General features: G+C 44.4%; 11 protein-coding genes. 8 read left to right on the top strand and 3 right to left on the bottom strand.

Annotated elements, in window-relative coordinates; all coding sequences use genetic code 11:
- Positions 1 to 424 precede the first annotated feature (424 nt).
- On the bottom strand, positions 425 to 4,456 hold the full coding sequence (locus KIS29_08075) for a hypothetical protein (protein ID MBX8640275.1): 4,032 nt from the start codon (positions 4,454 to 4,456) through the stop codon (positions 425 to 427).
- Positions 4,457 to 5,298: 842 nt separating this feature from the next.
- Here KIS29_08075 and KIS29_08080 point away from each other — a divergent pair.
- The 5 genes from KIS29_08080 (at position 5,299) to KIS29_08100 (ending at position 11,443) form a co-directional block, all read left to right on the top strand.
- A complete protein-coding gene (locus tag KIS29_08080) occupies positions 5,299 to 6,459 on the top strand; it encodes a glycosyltransferase family 4 protein (GenBank protein ID MBX8640276.1) in 1,161 nt (386 codons plus the stop codon).
- Positions 6,460 to 6,796: 337 nt separating this feature from the next.
- Complete coding sequence (locus tag KIS29_08085) at positions 6,797 to 7,828, top strand: glycosyltransferase family 2 protein (GenBank protein ID MBX8640277.1); 1,032 nt, start codon at positions 6,797 to 6,799, stop codon at positions 7,826 to 7,828.
- Between the two features lie 111 nt (positions 7,829 to 7,939).
- Positions 7,940 to 9,106 (top strand): glycosyltransferase family 4 protein, encoded by a 1,167-nt coding sequence (locus KIS29_08090; protein ID MBX8640278.1) that lies wholly within the window; start codon positions 7,940 to 7,942, stop codon positions 9,104 to 9,106.
- A 173-nt stretch (positions 9,107 to 9,279) separates the two neighbouring features.
- Positions 9,280 to 9,882, top strand: coding sequence for an AAA family ATPase (locus KIS29_08095; GenBank protein MBX8640279.1), 603 nt, complete (start codon positions 9,280 to 9,282; stop codon positions 9,880 to 9,882).
- 400 nt (positions 9,883 to 10,282) lie between these two features.
- Positions 10,283 to 11,443, top strand: coding sequence for a glycosyltransferase (locus tag KIS29_08100; protein ID MBX8640280.1), 1,161 nt, complete (start codon positions 10,283 to 10,285; stop codon positions 11,441 to 11,443).
- A 96-nt stretch (positions 11,444 to 11,539) separates the two neighbouring features.
- On the opposite strand, the gene KIS29_08105 is transcribed toward KIS29_08100, so the two are convergent.
- Positions 11,540 to 12,316 carry a glycosyltransferase gene (locus KIS29_08105; protein ID MBX8640281.1) on the bottom strand — a complete coding sequence of 259 codons (777 nt, stop codon included), beginning with the start codon at positions 12,314 to 12,316 and terminating at the stop codon, positions 11,540 to 11,542.
- Positions 12,317 to 12,578: 262 nt separating this feature from the next.
- Here KIS29_08105 and KIS29_08110 point away from each other — a divergent pair, with 262 nt between their 5' ends.
- The 3 genes from KIS29_08110 (at position 12,579) to KIS29_08120 (ending at position 15,371) form a co-directional block, all read left to right on the top strand.
- Positions 12,579 to 13,700, top strand: coding sequence for a glycosyltransferase family 4 protein (locus tag KIS29_08110; protein ID MBX8640282.1), 1,122 nt, complete (start codon positions 12,579 to 12,581; stop codon positions 13,698 to 13,700).
- Between the two features lie 287 nt (positions 13,701 to 13,987).
- Entirely contained in the window at positions 13,988 to 14,137 is a 150-nt protein-coding gene (locus tag KIS29_08115; GenBank protein MBX8640283.1) for a hypothetical protein, read from the top strand.
- Positions 14,138 to 14,165: 28 nt separating this feature from the next.
- On the top strand, positions 14,166 to 15,371 hold the full coding sequence (locus KIS29_08120) for a glycosyltransferase family 4 protein (protein MBX8640284.1): 1,206 nt from the start codon (positions 14,166 to 14,168) through the stop codon (positions 15,369 to 15,371).
- Positions 15,372 to 15,393: 22 nt separating this feature from the next.
- On the opposite strand, the gene KIS29_08125 is transcribed toward KIS29_08120, so the two are convergent.
- Positions 15,394 to 19,263, bottom strand: a complete 3,870-nt coding sequence (locus tag KIS29_08125; GenBank protein MBX8640285.1) for a hypothetical protein — start codon at positions 19,261 to 19,263, stop codon at positions 15,394 to 15,396.
- Positions 19,264 to 19,329 lie beyond the last annotated feature (66 nt).

Consider the following 19,329-nt stretch of genomic DNA (forward strand, 5'->3'; position numbering starts at 1 on the left):
GATAGGCTCCCTCCGGATAGTCCGAATTGCCTGCAGGCAGCTGAAAATGGCGTTCAAACCGCTTGAGCACAAAATCCTTAACCCTTCTTTCGTTTACATCTTCCGTGGAGTGCATCCCATTGCCTCCAAACAACGGAATGCACTCTCACATCAAAAAACAGTGCCAGTGCAGTAATTTCCCTATGCGGGACTACTGAGGTATCGGGCACACAGATCATCTAATGTCTTCGTTTTTGTTTGCTTGTATCGCTTGGTGTAAGTTCATTATCTACGCCTCCCTGTCAAATTTAATGTGAATGCAATCCCGGGACGGGAGTACATAGAGTGCTCAGGAACATATGGCAAAAATGCCGATACATTTCAATTAAAATGATCAAATGCAAAATGTTTTGATAACGGCATAAGTAAGTTTTGACTCGGCTCATTAGCTCTTTTCTTTGAATCGCTTTCTAAAATAGAACGACGTAGTTGTGAAAATTATACCCATTGCGATGGCAATGTAAAGGGTTAATATAATAGGCGGAATGAGACCAACCGACAAGCTCAAGCTGAGAATTGCCTGAGGGTAAAAAGTAATGTTAACGAATAGACTTTTATTATTAACAACAAGAATTCCAGAAGGTGAATTCACCTTAGTTCCCTGCGGACCTGCGACTGAGTAGTGGTAAATGCCGCTTGAAACATTAAATACTACAATGGAGGAGTTAGAATGAATACTTGTACCATTCAAATTTACTGTCCACTCAGCATGTGAAAAATCATTGGACTTAAAAATTATTTGATAGGTGTTCATATTGAATTGAATCTCTACAGTTTCACTTGAATTTTTTACACTGACATTGCCCGATGTCACATTTGCTTGAAATTTTAAAACTCTGGGTATTTGATAGGTGTAATATCCATTCCTCACATCAAATGTAATTGAATTATTACTGGAAGTTTTACTTATATTATTTAGTTGTACGCTCCACTCGTAACCTAAGGGAAGGCCAGTTTGACGAAAAGTTAAATTGTACGAAATTGCAGTCCAATTTATAATGACAATTACATCAGATCCATTTACCCATACATGCCCCGTATTCGGATATGGATCGTAGTTTTCCACATTGTTCACTGCATAAACATACTCCCCGTTACTGACTTTGAAGTTGATGATGCTGTTCGCCGAGTTCTCTTTTGAGCCGTTCAGGTTTACTGACCAATTTGTTCCTTCAGGTAATCCAATTTCACGAAACGTGAGATTATGCGACACTGTGTAATTGATGAAAAAAATCGCACTTAGCGGCATGGATGAGGGATTGTATTTAACAGTCAATTTTGAAGGATAGTTTTGTTCAGGTGAACTTGAAATTAGTTCCGACTTGCCGGTTGTAGGATTGTACATCCAGATTCTTACAATGTTTTGGCCGGCAGGAATAGTGAATTGTATGTCTACCGGAGACGCTGTACTAGAATTTGCCGAAATGTATGTAACGTTGCTCTCAACCGCATAATTATAAACAGTATCATTCCACTCGAAAGCTGGTTGAATTCCACCGACCAGCCCGTTTGAAAATGAAATAGTGGGAATCCCACTTGATGTGTTGACGTCCGGTGCAATTTCCCAAGCCCACGCCTTCTCGCCAGTTAAACCTACCAGAGGACCAACATATTGCTCTTTTGACCAGTTAAATATGTATTCATTCTGTAAGCTCGAAACACTCATAACTGCATCAATGTTCTTTATGGGTATTTCAAAACTCAAATTTGTATATTGTGGAAAATGGTAACCTGCAAAATTGTAGTATTTGGTGCTAATATTATTGAATGGAACATATAAAGGATATTGAAAAGTCGGAATGTTCTCCTGAAGAAGATTTGGATAATAGAAGAAATGATCTCCTGATAAATATGTAGAGGAGTAAACTCCTTGACCCTGTGAAGAGCTGAATAAATCAACAGGTATTGTCTGGTTTGTAAGATTCAAGAAATAAGTGTTATTTATGTACAAGTAACCGGCCGAATGCCCGATATCAGTTTCTAAAACAGATGAATATGAACCATTGTGCCATGTCGTCGGTCCTGCGGTTGTCGCGATGTCATAAGGATTGTTAAAAAAGACATCTGAATTGAAGTAAGAACCGATGCCCCCTTCAAGAACACCAAAAGCGGAAGCGCTTCCCACGCCAACACCCGGATCGTAAATGTCTGAATGATTAACATAAACTTTGCCCCACAAGGTGTTAGGCGGATTCGGAACATTGAGATCTTGAAAGAAACCTGCCCCATTGTCAGTTGTAAGGTTGTGTTGTTTCCACCATATAGTGGAATTAAAGTGCATTTTATAGAAGGTGTCATTACTGAATACAATTTGTGGGATATAAGGAGTCTGTACTGATGTAAAGGTTTCAAAGGGATTCCAATTCTGATCAGACCAGCCATTAGAGAAATTATCATGAGTCAAATTCCAATTGAATTGACCTGTAGCCTCGAACCCGATTGCGTCCATGCCATAAAGCCAGTTATAATCCATCTGCAAGTACTGGGGGTCAATTAACATCCCCCAGCCCTGATAGCTGCCTGTTTCCAAATTCAGTATTTGCTTCCTTATCGTGATATTGGGATAAGAAATAAAATAGTCATCATAGAGCTCAAGATGGGTTCCGCCGAGGCCGACATGTGTCCAGTGAAGCGATGTTGATTCCGGTGTGAAATTGAAAATTGAATAAGTCACGTTCGCGAACTGCGGATTTAGGGTTACCCCGCCGGTAGTGGCAAGCATGGTAGAAAACGTATCATGAGTCGCGAACAATTCTGACCCGGTGATATACTGATCACCATAGTTCAGAAAACTAACATTAGAGTCATTATACCAGTAAGTATTGACTTCGTTGAATGAATACAATCCCCTGATACTGCTATGATCAAAGGCCAGATATGCACCTTCGATCGTGGAGTTGATAATCTCCACATTGTTTAGGTGTGCATAACCGGTGGCGTGTGTCCCCGGAACGTTGCTAGATGTCATATTGAAACGATAGAATTCAGAATTGTTAAAGTAGCCAACAAGGTTTGCGTAATTTGGATTGCCCGAGAATGGGGCCTCGAATATCGAGCCGGATGAGCTGCCGGCGATCCATGGGCCCTGGACATCATTCATCTGCAAATCAGCTGATGGAATGAACTGGACTGCAGTAATATTTACGGATGAGAAAAAGACAATACTGTTGTCAAATCGGACCATCTGCGTCGGTATTCCGTCCATTCCGAACGGATTCAGCCCTGAAAGTTCGAAGACAGTGGTGTTGTAAAAATAGAGATTAGGGGTGTTAAACCAGGTAACGGTCGAATTAAGATATACAATTGTATTCACAAAACTGATGCTGTATGAAGAAGATGAAAATGGTGCAGAAAGAACCACCGCTCCATCCTTGTATTCTATGTTTCCGGAAAGAGCTATGCTGTTTTCATAGCCCTCCGCAGGTGCAGGTCCGGAAACAGAAGCCGTCCAGTATGTGCGGCCATTGAGTGTAACAGAGATGTCATTGCCAGCCGAAAAACTTCCGCTCTGATTGGTCAGATAAAGGTCTGTCCCGGTCGCAGACTGCACTGAACCTGCCACCCTGTAGCTGTAACTGTAAGACGAACTCAGTCCTGAATAGTTTGCATATCCCAGACTGTTTGTAACTTCTTTTATTAGCGGAGTTCCTGACTCACTGCTTCCATTGTATATGTAGACCGAAATTTGGGGAGCTTCCTGCCCATTACCAAAGTTTACGTTGATGTAGCCGTTTTTCAAAGTGCCCGCGGGTCCGTTTCCCACTGCCTGGTACGTTGCATTGGAGGAGGGCATCAGATACCTTGTAAGCGTTTCTTTGTTGCCGGATATATCTATCTCCTGGGAAAAGGAAAGGTGTGCGGAACCGTCGCCCCTAATAGTTAGGAAATACCATCCTTCTGGAATCGTAAAATTAGCGTAACCCTTGCTGGATGTTACATTGGAATAGAATTTGTAAAGAGATATATTCTGAAAAGTCACAGTCGAGTCGGCGGAAGCCGACCTGGATAACGGATGAAGCGTTCCGTTATAGGCGAGAACGGAAACTGAGGCGTATGACGAAGCAAGGTCAAGCGGATCGCTAACGTTGGCGGGGCCAAGATGGCCAGTTGGACCAACCTTGCCGATCGGTCCGAGATTCGAATAGGCAACAGAAAGGCCGCCGGTTCCCTGGACTCCTACATTCCTCGGGACTTTAGGCTGCTCATAAATGTAAGGGAAATTGAAGCCATAGAAGGATGTGGAACTGTTAGCTCCCACAGCCTCCTGCTGATATGTTTTACTTCCAGTCGTTTGAACCTTATTTAAGAGGCTAGTGTGTTTCAGGTCTTGAGCTGTGGCTGCAAAGGAAGTTAGGCAAAGAAGCAATGCTACAAAAAACACAATAACAATTCTGAAATGCTTGCTATTTTGTAGCATGTGTTTATTCCTCGGGTCTGTCTACAGCTCGACGTGCTTCTCGAATAACGTTGACTGTTTCTGGCGGCCTGAAGCGGCAGTCAAAACCATAGGCGCTGGGGCAACTAGCCTAATCCTGAAGTTATCATTTCCCATTTCCTCGTGCCAAGTAATTTCATGCTACATAAATCCCTCTCTCCATGAAATCACTGTCCAGACGGGCTTTTCGAAACCTGATTGGTCAATAACATGGTGTATTCGAAAACGGCTACAACGGGAATGAGAAGCGTTAACAAAATCGATTTGTTATTCACAGAACGACAGAATTATATCCACAGAACCTCGGTTAATGAACGGAATTGATTTCCCGGCTAAAGTGGTTGCCCTGCGCAATGCAGTCATATGATCAATGTGAATAAAATAGCAAGCGAGGATATCCTCATTGCTCAACTGAAAATGCATGACAAATCCGGAGCTCCGACAGAACGCATATAAAAATAAAGAACACCTTATACGCTAATTTTAGCAAGCAGTCTGGCAAAACTCTAAAGGGAAGATTCCCTGTCGCAAAGCGCTTACCAACAGAAGGCAAATTATGCTGGCGGCAGACAGTCTATTGGCAGCACACTAATCAGGCACCCTGAAATGAAATAGTTCGGAGGAACACGAGCAGTCATTACCTGCCGATGCCACTGATGCGGGAATTAAATATCTACAGTTTGTTAAGCGTTAGCAGTGCCTGAGATGTTTTTACAATTCATAGGAAAGACTGCGGAGCGATTAATTTATTGCGGCGCATGAATCGAATTGCATGCAAACCATCAATAACTCGGTAATATAGAAGAGATTGGTTTGTGATTACAATGGAAGGTATCACCAGAAAGGGAGAGGAGAAGCGTAATATACTGGTGCTTTTCCCGTTTTCACAAAGCTATCTACCCGAATTTGATGCATTTTGTGAATTGGATAAGTTTGCTGCATTCATTGTAACTGATTCAACCGACATTATGACAAAAATCGACAGAAACGCTCGCATTATACGACCTGATAAATTGATTCTTCCTACTGGAGGCATACTCACCTACAAGCTCGGTTTTGTGAAAAACATTAAAGAAATTCTGCAAAAAACCGATCCCGCTGCCGTCATAACCTTCGAATTGTACTCCTCTCTCTCCTTTCAAATTTCCAAAATTAAGAACCGGTACTCTCTGAGACACATTGTGATTTGCTACGACACAATTCCGGCAGATGCTGCGCTATGGGGTGTCTTCCCTTTAACGAGATATTTCTCCCGGGAAGTAATGAAGGGGGCGGACGCAATAGTTGCACTCAGCAACAGAATTATGCAAGCTTCACTGGCATCTGGTGCGAGTGAGTCCAAAGTGAAATTGGCATATCCTGGCGTTTATTCCCATTCCAAAAGAGGGAGTAATCAGATGATTCCCGGCGACAATTCATTTAAACTGCTATTTCTGGGAAGACTTAGAAGGAATAAAGGAATCGAAACTCTCATTGCCGCATTTCAAATGTTGATAGATGAAGGATACAGCAACATGAAGCTTGTGATCGCCGGCGATGGGCCGCTTGCCGAAAAGGTCTCAAACGCTGCCAGGAACAATAACAGAATAAATTATGTTGGAAACGTATACGGAGATATGAAATGGCAATTATTTTCAGAGTCGGATCTGTTTCTTTATCCGAGTGAAGATCAGATCACCTTGGGGAGGAGGAAAAGATGGGAAGAACAGACCGCGGCTGCAGTTAGAGAGGCCATGGCATCAGGCTTGCCTGTGATTGTCAGCAACAGCGGATCGCTACCCGAAATAGTGGGAAGGCAGGAGCAGGTATTTGATCAGGGGAGCATACAGGAATTACACGATAAAATCCTGGAATTTTACCGATCGCCTTCACTCAGGGCAGAGCTCGCCGATTCAAATCTAAAGCGAAGCGCCAGTGAGTTTGATATGAAAATGTTTTCCAGAAAAATCGAGTATTTAATAGATGGAACAGACATAATAAACTGAAGAAATTGTGGCGACTGTAAACAGACGGATTTTGATCGATCGTAGAGCAAACGATTTCAGTCTCGGATCGATCCCAATTCTCTGACCGGCATTACTGCCACTCCTGTTACAAGGCTTTACCGATGTGTAGCGAGTGTTCCAACTACAGATGCTTCTTGAGTTACGCACGACCTTGCAAAATATGCAAAAGAGGAAGAAACCCACCGCGAATGATGAGATCCGAAGTCAAATTTAATGGTGAAGAATCCGAAGACTGCCGCGACGGGAACGGCATTGCGATCGCAGTGACTGGAGTAACCAAGATTTATACCGGTTACGCCGAATATGGTCAGTACGATTGTCAATGGAACCGTATATTACCGTCATTGTAACAGCGTTCAATCGACAGAATTTTGTCAAAGAAGCGGTTGAATCTGTCCTTGAACAGAATTTGGTAAGAGATGAGTATGAAATAATCGTAGTGAATAATTTCAACGATCCCGAATTCGATGACTTCTGCAAAACTAACAACGTTCTGAGTCTTGGATATTCTGAAAATGGAATGGGTCAAATGGTGGTTCTCGGAATAGAGGCAGCTAAGGGCGAGGTCATCTGCTTTCTGGACGATGATGATACGTTCAATGAAGGAAAACTCCTTTACGTCAGGGATCTGTTTATCAGCAATCCGAAGCTAATCTATTACCACAACGACGGGATCTACACTGACCTGCATATGAATCCCATTGAGTCATTAAATATGCAAAATACAAAGCAGGTTGAATCAATTTTCCTGGAAGAAAACGAGAAGGATATTTCGCTGAAGAATTTTCTGCAACATGTCCACAGGTTTGGATCGTCATGCATATCCATAAGAAAATCACCGTTCGACCAGTACCTTGATGGCATTAAATTAATTAGAGTCTCTCCTGATATTGTCATAACGACCTGTGCAATGCTGGCGACGGGTGCGGTTTATTCAGACAACAGAAAACTGACAAATTACAGAGTGTGGGAATTGCAGTGGTCCAGCTATCGAACGGACAAGACTCCCGATGGGATAAATACAATCCATTCCAGAGCGGTAGATTCAGCTTACGGATACGAGGTACTTTCGCAATTTACACTCGCATCGCCTCATATCCACGTGAAGAGGTATATTGAAGGTGTGCTTCTTGCGAGGACAGTATCATGCTCGATTTTGAACCCAAACCCCTCACGAAAAGAACTTGTGGCAGCATGGAAAAGATTCGTTGCGAAGAGAAGTCTGACCGATACAGTCAACCTGCTTATGGAAAGTTCGACAATCTTTTCATTGCTGAGCACGATTGCCTATGGGATAGCACCAAAACTATCCAGAACAATTTTTATAAGACTCACCCCCACGGTATAGTTCCCTAATAAATTCCGCCGGAGCCATTTATGGTATAAAGGAATCAATTGTAAGAGGGCTATCAGACAATTTCATTAACCCAGAATCATTTCAGCTTCCTGAAGGTTGCAATTGCCTAAAAATGCCGTTATGATAGTTTCATTCTTTTTCAGACCCAACATAGGAGGAATTGAAACTCATCTGAATGATCTTATCAGGCTGATAGAGTCAAAGGGATTGAACATATATGTTGTGACATTTCAGCCGCTCACCAGTACGAAAAGAGGAAAGACTGTAGAACACTCCAATTCGACAAAAATTTATCGCATTCCGAATCCTCTTTTCGACTCTTTTTATCGTCTTGACAGGCACTCGGTTGTCAGATTTTTAATCCTTTCGCCTCTGCTTTTCATATCTGCATCCGCAATCCTTGCAAAATACAGAAGTCAAATAGGCGTAATACATGCAAACAATTACGTAACAGCGTTCACGACCGCTGTAATGTCTAAAATTTTTAACACAAGATCTGTCATAACAGTTTATGACACACACGATTTTTTTGGTGAAAACAGTCCCATGTTTCTTCGAAGATTTGCCGGAAGACTGCTCTCTTCATATGATTCGATAATCGCTATATCTGAAAGGGGAAAGCGTGACATTTTGTCATTAAATGTTGACACCAGAAAAATTATGGTAATGACATTCTGGATTGACACCACTGCTTTCACCCCGTGCCAAAACTCTTCAGAAAAATATTTCCGCCACCCTGAAAGGAAATTTTCAATACTCTATGTGGGAAGGCTCATTGAAACAAAGGGGGTGTTGTTGCTCCTTAGGGTTGCAGAGAGATTAAAATCTGACCATAACATTGTATTCAACTTCATTGGACAGGGTCCGCTAAAGCAGAAAATAATCGAGGCCGCTGAAACCGGAACGAACGTTTTCTATCTGGGCGCATTTGGACCGGAAAAACTCAGAGAATACTATTGCGATGCTGATGTGACAATAGTTCCTTCGATTCATGAAGAGGGTTATGGGCGGGTTATTATGGAGTCGATTGCCTGTGCAACTCCGGTCATAGCTTCCAGGCGGGGCGCGATAGTAGAGGCAATCGACGATAGCGTTGGCATTCTGGTGGAACCGGAAGTGGAGTCAATACTTAGTGTATTGGAAACAATATCAAAAGACAGATCCATTCTCGGGAGACTGGCGGCCAATTGCCGGCTTTATGCTGAACGAAAGTTCAGCGAATCCAATGGTGAAATTATCTTGAACTCATATATCCGCGATGGTTTATGATGCTATGAATGAATCGCGGTTTTGATGCGGAGCTCACTTTCGCCTTTCAATGATTGCGCAGCCAATCGTTTGGCAGTACAGCCTGAAGACACATTTCCTAACTCGGAACAGTGTCCGTCTTAACAGGAAGCATTTTTGACCGGTTCGCTTATGTCACATACGGGCTGCACTGAATGGCAAAAGGAAAGGCGGAAGGATTGCTCGACCCCCTGTCATATAATCAATTGGCAATGAAGAAGATAGTGATCATCGGCTGGCCTGCCTCAGGAAAATCAACCTTCTCGGATACGCTTTCTCACTTAATGAACATCCCTGTCTACCATCTTGATGCTCTATACTGGAAACCAGGGCATATTGCAATCAGTAATGAAGACTGGATAAAACTGCAGTACAGGATGATTTCCGGTGAATATTGGATTGTTGAAGGAAATTATAGAACAACGCTTAACATCAGGTTAAGTGCAGCAGACAGCATCATATTTTTTGACATGCCAATGTCAGTATGTCTCCGCAACGCAATCATTAGGATGATTAGGCACTATGGGCGTGAGAGAATCGGCATGTCGGCCGGCAATAGTGAAAGGCTCGACAGGCATTTCTTAATGAGACTTATGAGAATATTCTGGATATACCCTGCCCTGGAAAGAGGGGAAACCATACGACTCGTTAAGTCACTGGGAGTGGAAAAAAATGTAGTAATCTTTCGCAATTACAGAGAAACAGTGAAATTTATAAGAGAGATTGGTGCGCTGCCAAACCGTTCGAAGGGCAGGTGACTTGCATAAATATTTGTCGTAGACGAGGCAGGCGAGTCGCGATTTGACAACAGGTCCAGGGAACAAAAGCAGTATTGGTTGAAAATGGCTTACTCTAAATGCTGTTTAGGTTATGCTATCCACAAAAGTGAGAATTTTTTAACGGCCTTCCCATGAATCAGCCATTCACCAGTTGACAATTTTATCCTGAATACACAATGGTGAAGAAGCAGAGTTTCATGTATTCAACGGAGTTTGGCAACAATTAAAAAGATAGCGGTCGTAACTCGATTAAGCTGGACGGCAATGCAACAGCTCAAATAAGGTGAACCTGAAGTTGATATTTCTGTTAAACCGGCGACGAAGACCGAAGCAGGAAGGGCAAACAATGACAAGAGTGTTAATGGTGACCAAATCGCAAATGAACAGAGGCAGTTACATGCGTCTCTACCCGATGGCTGCGCGCTTATCGGAAAGTGGTTATAATGTCACTCTCATCTGTCCGCATGAGTACTCTAATCCGAGCATCGAGAGCAGGCTGATAAATGACAATTTCAGACTGATCCTGCTGCCAAGATTTAAAACCGAAACACACTACGCGGGTATTTTGCTAAGGGCCATATTTATTGTATTGCATCTCTCCAGGAAGAGATACGACATATTGCATGTGTCAAGCCCTGCTTTCCTTGACACCTGGAGTGTCTCCATGATTGGTAAATTGTTCAAGATCCCAACAGTTGTTGACATAGATGACCTCTGGGGATATACAGGGAACAATGACAGATCACATTTCGAGTCAGCAATTGAGGAATTTCTGATCAGATCGGCAATTAGCGCTGCCAGTAGGGTGACTGCGATAAGCCAATATCTGAAGGACCGCTATGATCACCTTTGTTCCAGAGAAATTGAAATTCTGTGGAACGGCATTTCAGAAGACGACCTTTTCTCAATTTCAAAGAGACAGGCACGTGATACTCTGATTGATGAATTGGGATTGGAGATTAACGTAAAACTACTGCTCAGCCAGGTTCTCAAGGAGCAGGAAGAAACGACAATTGAGGCTATCGAATTAGTGAGAAAGAAAGGATTTAATATCGTTTCAACCATCCCGGGAGCAATCACAAGGCACCCGGCAGAAAAATTGCTGACAAACGGTAAGAATGTGAACAGCACTTTCCTTCTTCCCAGAGTTGAAAGAAAAAAATTCCTCGAAATGCTCGTAGCTTCTGACATAGTGCTGTTTTCAATGAAAAACACGGAGTGGGAAAGAGCGAGGCTTCCGGTCAGATTAACAGAATTTCTTGCAAGCGGTACACCGTTGTTGTCTGTGGTATTCGGCGAAAGTAGGCGTATCCTTGACATGACCAGTTATGGACCGCTGCTCAGGGAGCTCAACACAAATTCAAGCGCAGAGTCGCTTGCCCGGTCAATAGTGTATTACCTGTCAAATGCCGAAGAATTGGATAAGATTGCAGACGAAGCACGCAAATTTGTTCTCACAAACCTTACCTGGGAACAGGTGATAAGCCAGTTAATCGGCATCTACAAGGATCTGAAGATTGAATGCGCATCCACGAGTTGATTTCTACGTTCTATTGACCACGCCAGTTTGTGTTTCAGAGTCGACAGAACCAGTCGGCCTGGTAACATACGCCGAGATGCAATCGCACCGCCGCTATCAATCTCTAGCGTAACGCTGAGTGAAAAATCCTACAAGCCTCGTGGGAATATATCTCTTAATGGGTAAATTCATCAGCCTTACGCCGATCAGAGTGATAAGCATAATGGGTATCACTCGGAAAATTGGCATCCTTGTATCCTCGTCGTGTCTCCAGCGGACAGGTAATTCCTTTATTGTTCCCCCTGCCTTCTTTACATGGTAGAGGATGGCGGCGTCAAATGTTCTGTTTGTCACAAGTGTAGCAGCTGTCACACGTCTTATCAAGCGGGTATCAAACAATTTAGCGCCGCATTGGGTATCCTTGATGGACAGAAAGAGAAGACCACGGACCAGGAAATTGAAGACCCTTCCAACAGCCATGTTGAAAAGAGGCTCTCTCTTATCCCAGACGCTCTCGGGAAGCCAGCGGGAGGCAACCACACAGTCGTAATGCCCAGAATTTTCGATCATCTTGCACATATCATCAGGACACAAACTGCCGTCTGCATCGATCCAGAATGTTGTGTCGTATTTCGCCCTTGCAGTTCCTTCCTTCAGGGCACCTCCCTTGCCAAGTTTTCTTTCAAATTTGAACGCTGACACGTGATCAGATGAATAGGCTGTCGCCACATCGTAGGTTCTGTCAGTTCCATCAGTTATAACTATTATTTCGTAAGGCAAGCCGATATTTTTCAGTGCTGGAATGTATAATTGAAGGGACCTGATTATTCTGTCCTCCTCGTTATAGGCAGGTATTATGACGGAGACACCGTTGCTCAATTCCGTCCCGGACAACCTAATCCCCCTCCTCATAACCGATGAGTATGTGGTTTATTAACTGTTCTCTCTGTTAATTCAATGTGACCAGTCCTAAGAATCATTGCTAAATCGAACCGTCACAAACTGGACCCTGTACACGGCACGCAATAATTGAACTAATGCTTTGCAAAGTGTGAGAATTGGAAGTTGAATGTGACTGAAAGTTCGGGGATAAGTGTTCATCGGGGAGATTATAAAGAAATGTTTTAAAGTCAACAGCACTCCTGACGAGACGTCTATGAACCGTTTCGATAAATGGGAAAAAAGGAAAGTGCTGCTTCTCCCCGTATTCAGGTTTGGCAGGTACCTGAACTCAATAACGGTTAGGACGCTTGAAATATACTCAAGAATCAGCGGTAGGGATTTCAACTTCGTAATAAATGTCGACTCGGAAACATATGAGGATGCAGATGAATACTTCAAGTCGAAGCTCGAGAATTTAGAGGTTGTAGTCGGTTGTGCCGGCGGCAGCTTGTTGGACCTTACCAGGGGATTCATGAACACGCTGAGGGTTGCATACGGCTGCGATCTCCTTCTAAATTGTTCGGAATATTACCTCAGCCTGCTGTACTCCTACTTGATACATCTTCTGACAGGAAGGAAACTTGTCTGCCTCGTCAATATAATTCATTCAGGAATGAGGAACAGACGTTCACTTGAAAGACTCGTTTGTAGCTTCGTATTCAGGAGGTCCTTCGGGATCATGATACTGAACAATGAAAGCCTCATAAGAGAATTCAAACAATTGTTCGCGACCAATCGCAAAATCGCTCTCACTACGAACGGTGTTTCCGTGAGCGATTTCTATTCGTCCAATGAGAAATCCAACGATCTTTTATTCATTGGAATAGCGGAAGATAGAAAGGGAGCCTTTGAACTGCCTGCGATCGTTGAACGGGTTCGGATATCCAATTCCGGCGTTAAATTGAAGATAATGTCCCGTTCGGGCGATTTGGAAAAATTGCGCAGGCTGGTTAAAACCAAGAGGCTGGAAGGTAATATTGAAATTGTTACGGAGTACGTCAATGAAGACAAAAAACGGGAGTTGTACGCCAGAAGCAGGATTTTCGTCTTTCCTTCAAGGGAAGAAGGATTTGGAATTGTGATAGCAGAGGCTCTCGCATCATCATTGCCTGTTGTCCTTTATGATGTTGAAAGCTTGAAAATTTTCTCAAAGGGGACATTGAAGGTAAAAGAGGGGGATATAAACGGTTTTTCATCAGCAGTTACAAAGTTGTTGGAAGACGATGATCTGAGGTTGCAAATAGGGCTGGAGGGAAGACAATTTGCACTTGACTACCTATCTTACGACAGGGTTGCACTGATTGAGAACGAAGCAATAAAGGCGTGCGCGCATTGATTCCGAGCAGATTGCGGTAAGTGCTGAGCGGCTGGGGGGGGGGGTAACCGGCATAAGGCCAGTTACGACCTCATGTTTACTGGATATCCACAATGTTCATTAACGTCAATCTTGATAATCACTCCAGACCTAGCAGGAAGAGCCAGGAGGGAAGATATAGCCAGCTGTGCTGATGCTTTCGCTCAATGCCTGCAAATCACGCCGGTGCAAGAGTGATGTTGCGGGCTGTAGACTGCGCTACTGACCAATCTTCCTTCTGAGTCTTCTCTAAAGAAAGGGAATCGTATATGAAAGGTATCGCGGGCTATTCCAATGAGCAACTGTGTTCGGGCGGCAACAGTGATGCGCCGGAGCGCAGGAAGATTGTAGACAGGGTGAGCCTGTCTCGAATGGTCGGCCTGCCTGTATCAGTGAGAATCCAAAGTATGGCAATATGATTGGAATGGTAGAGACGAGGTGTAGAATGTGGAACAATTGAAAATTGGGTTCATAACCGACAAGAGTGCTCCGATATATTTCGGGGGTTATGAAATAAGGGTCTTGGAGCTTGCAAATCGGCTCGCGCGGAAAGGTCATGAGGTGCATGTTTACACTACCTGCCGGAAAGCCTTCACAGAAGAAGGCGGTACTAGGTTCTATCCTGCGTTCCCTGACTATTTCCAGAGGGACAGTTCCGGGCGGCGCAGCCATCCACACAGCCTGCTGTTCTCTGCCCTTATGTCAAAGAATCCAATGAATGACTGGAAACCGGATTACCTTGTAGTTGAAGCGATTCCTTATCTCCATCTGCTGACTATGAGAGCCTGGGTAAGAGATATTAATTGTGTGAAGATACTTGACGTCCCGGAAGCATGGCACAATTACAATTATTTTGGAGGTGTGCTTGGCAAGCTTTCTAACAGGGCGATCAAGCGGCTTCTCCAGATCGGACTTACATCTGCCGATGTTGTCACTGCGATCTCAGGTGTAACAGCCAACAGCCTGAAGCAGAATTTTCAGGTAGACGCAAAGAAAGTCAGTGTAGTGCCATGTGGCGTCGATCTTGACAGACTGCTGAACAGAGAGACAGATGGAATACCAGCACTTCTGGATTACTATGATTTCGTCACTGTGGGAAGACTGGTGGAAATCAAGAGGCACAGGGACTTCATTGATGCACTTTCAAGATTGAAATTCAAGTACGGGTGGACTGGAAAGGCGGCGATCATCGGCGGCGGTCCGCTAAGGGAAAGATTGATGGCTCATGCCTTTAAAGCAGGAGTGGCAGATCAGATAGACTTCCTGGGCTTCGTTTCAGACGAGGAGAAGGTGAGGACAATTCTTTCCTCCAAGATTTTCGTTCTTACTTCGGAGCGCGAAGGGTTTTCCATAGCCACACTCGAGGCGATGGCGCTGGGCCTTCCCGTAATTGTTGCTGTCCCCAAAGAGCTTGAAGTGTTCGGCACGTCTGAATTTGTATCAGATCATAAGAATGGTGTCTATTATCCCGTGGGGAACATAATCAGATTGGCGGATGTTATGCATCAGCTTCTCGATCTGAAGGATACAAGGCTGGAGATGGGAAACAACGGTAGAATGACAGCAAGCAAATATGACTGGAAGGCGGTAACAAATGACTTCGAAACATGCATAACAAGCGCTCCGCTGGGTCTGGTACGCAGCAGAAACTGAGGATTCAATACGTGCCTTGCGTTCAGTTGCGCTTACGCCTTGCAGGCAAAATGAAAATTAAGAAAACTGCTGCAGCCGCCAGGATAACAGTAACAGCGATCAGTGCCGCGACAGCTGGGTCGAGCATGAATATCTTCTGTCCGTAACTGCTCTTTTGAGGATAAATGGAAGTCTCGGTGAAATTCAGAAATACTATTACGCTGGAACCTGAAACGGTAATATTGCGATCAGTGCCAATCAACGCGAATCCTTTAGGCGGGGTTATGTTATAGGCGTAAGTGCCGTTTGGCAGCGAAATGGAAATAGAATCAGATGTTGAATTTGCGGAATGGGTTCCAACCTCTACGCTCCACTTCTTTCCGGTAAACGAATTTTCTTTAAAATCAACACTGTATGTAATCTGACTGAAGCTCACGAAAACGGTGGAATTGCCGCCATGTATAGTCACTGTTCCTGAGCCGTTTCTGGCACTCCACCCCTGAAGCTGGTAGACACTGTAGTTGTACGACCCGTTTGTGAGGCTGAACTGTATATCGTTTGAAGTCGACTGTCTGGAGATATTGTTGATCTTGATGCCCCACTGTGTACCTGGGGGGAGACCTTCCTCCTCAAAGGAAAGGAGATACGACTGTCCTCCCGTGCTCTGGTTAACGCTCGTATTCAGGAAGAAGATGCACTTCAAGCCGTCTATGGAGGGCGCATACTTGTAAGTAAGGTTGATCACCGATGCCGTCGACTCCCTGCTCTCAATGAATGTGTTAATCCCGCTTGTCAGGTTGTGTGAATACAGGCTTACAGTCATATCCTGCAATACCGGATTTCGTATGGACCATTTCAATGGAATCGCTGGCGCCCGGGTGGAATTGGCTGCAATGTATGTCATGTTAGGTTCAAACGACCAAGAATAGAGATAGCCATCCCATCTGAGGCCGGGCTGCGGACCGCCCATGCCGTTGTATTGTGCAACATATGCGGTGCCATTCCAGGTGAAATCAGGTTCGATTGCCCAGGACCACTGTTGCGGTACCCTGATCTGGTAATTCGGGTTGGTAACATATGGGGAAGTCGCATTTTGCCCCACACTTGTGTTGAAAATATAATCGCCATTCATCGAATTGACCAATCTAAGCGAGCTGTAATATCCCATTGGAATTTCGTATGATATGTTGCTTCCGTCATAGCCGTAGCCTCCCGGAAAGTTGACCTTTGCCCCGTAATACCCACCGGGACCCCACGCCCATGAAGCATTTATGAAGTTTATGCCGCCAACGGCAGGATAGTAGTAAAATTGATTGCCTTCCAGCGTGATGTTGCCGCCGCTCCCGCCGTTCTGATATGCCTGATCAGTCCCAATGGGCACTGTCAGGTTGGTAAGGTTAAGAAATGTGTTTTCGGAAATTGTGACGTTGGCAGCGGTGGCAAGGATGTCATCCATATGTGGAACAAAGAAATAATAGGTGTAATTGTCCGGAATGCCCAAAACATATCGCGGGCTGTTTTCAAATAAATTGTTAGCCACATAACCTTTAATGCCGCTTTTCGCAAACTCGACATTGCCGGAAATTCCATTCCCTCCGGTTCCGAACGCGGGAGACCAGAAGGTATTGTGATCAATGTAGATTTCCGGGACTGCGCCGGTGGCGAAGGAAGCGCCTGCAAGTGTTTCCATCCATAAGTCCGTAAAGCCGGCACCGTCCTGGCCAATGTTCCACCAGGTAAGGTTCCAGTAGATGTACTGGAAAGAGTTGTTTTCTACAAAGTATGTTCCGCCTGAACCCGAAGGGAAGAATCTGAAGAATGAGTAGGACTGGATATCGTAGGTGAAGGGGAACAGGTCATGCGTGATGTAATCAGGTATTCCGTTCTGGAGATAAGGTACGATCCTCTGTCCAAGGCCGCCGTTTATAATTGAATTGTTTATGTTCATCACTGAGTCGAATGTAAGGCTTATCCTTCCACCCAGGAACGGCGTGGAAGTGTAACTCTCCATAATCTGGTTCACCTGGGAGTAGGAATAATTGTAGTTTATATTGTCATTGTACAGGTTAGCAATCGTGAAGTAATTGCCAAACTGTATGTTCATATTTACCGGAGGAAATGCTCTTGTCAGGTTGGAAGCTGTAAAGTTTACAAAGTTATTGACTCCGGGAGTGCCGGGAAATGAAAAAACAACGTAAGGAGAAGAGGGGTATGCTCCGTTTGGCCTGTTAGGCGTTATGTTGGTAACAAAATTTTGGAATGACACATTCGAAGGCGGCGAAATGGTAAATACGGAATGATTGGCGTCAAAATACCGCACACTGATGTATCCGAATACGGAGCCATAATTCGGCAGATGCTCATATGGTATTGTTTCGTTCAAAAGAGAGTTATTCAGGTCAAACCTCTCAGCGCTGATGTTGGTGGAGGAATTGAACATGGCAGTATCCTTCATGTTAATTGTGCCGTAATTGCTCGCACCGCCGAGGAATATGGTATTGACAATACTGACATGAGTCAGGTTGGAGAATGTCTGTTCTTTTCCAGTGAGGTCGAACCCTGAGGAATTGGTTATCAGATCATTCAGGAAGTTGCCGGATATGAATGACCCGCCGTTAGAATATATGCCTAAAAAGACGCTGTCTGAAGCGTTGGCGAAGTGCAATGTCACTCCACTGTAACCCTTCATGTTCATCCCTATGAAAACGGAATCCTTGGCATAATTGATATTGCCTGAAGTCGAGCTCTGTAACACATACGAGTTTTCTCCCAGAAAGATAATTCTGGAATTTAAAAACGAAATGCTCGATGGGTTCCCGGTGAGGTTGTAGCTTTCGTTGAAATAAACGGTCGCATTTTCGATCTTTAGCGGAACAGGCGACTGGAAGTCAATTTTTGACGATATGTATGTTATGCCGCCGTCTATGGTGGCTGGACTGGATATGTTCCACATGCCTGCTCCTCGGGGAACGGTTACATTTGTAAGCAGAGCAGTGCTCCTGCTAATTCCAAACATGCCGCTTGCGGTGTAAACTGTCTCCGCACCAGCAATAGAGAATGCGCTTGATGTTGCGTTTGTCATTCCGTAATATGTATCTGTAAGGGGATTGGAGTATCCTATAGACCTTAACTCATACCTGAAGGAGGAACTCAGGCCGGTGAATTCAGCACTTCCATTGGATGCGGTGTACGCTGTGCCAATGACTGCATCAGAAGAGGACGCGTTCAGAAGTTCGACCTCGAGCTGCGGCATCAGGACGTTATTTCCCCAGTTTACCCTCTGCCTTACCCATAATGTTCCAGAATTCTGGCCGCCGACTGAAACTCTGGTGTACGAGGATGGCATAAGATAGACAGTCAGTGATTCAGATTGCCTGTTGAATGTATATTCAAATGTGTAATTTACAAATGCTGAGGAGGCCGAAGCAACCTCCAGAATATAACTGCCTTCGAATATGCTGAAATTTGCATAACCTGAAGCACCCGTGTAAGCATACTCGGCAGAACCTGTTGTAATGTTGACGAGCTTGATCCTTGCATGGACTGAGTTCGATGCAGACTGTGCAGTTCCATTAAGAACGTGAATTTCAAGAGCGGCGGGCAATCTGGGATAAGGAACGCCTGTCCATGGATTTCCGATTTTGCCGACATAACCTGGGTTGCCTGAGTTTATGCCTATATCTGAAATGGGAATCGTAGGACCTGTATTTCCCAGTGCACCCTGCGAGGATGGCACTGCCGGCACAGAGTATGTGTAAGGGAAGGAAAATGCACCGATACCAGCGGAACTGGCGCGCGTTTCGGGCTGATGCCTGGCAGTATCGGCGCCAGGGAACAGCGAAGTGGTAACCAGTGAAAATGCAACTAATCCTGCGAAAACACATAGAGCCAGTTGTCTGAAGTGATGTCTCATATGTATTACGGAGAGATTACTGTGCACTTGAAATACATAAATGATTGCACGCCAATACGGAAAAGG

This window comes from Candidatus Sysuiplasma jiujiangense (assembly GCA_019721075.1).
Classification (GTDB): domain Archaea; phylum Thermoplasmatota; class Thermoplasmata; order Sysuiplasmatales; family Sysuiplasmataceae; genus Sysuiplasma; species Sysuiplasma jiujiangense.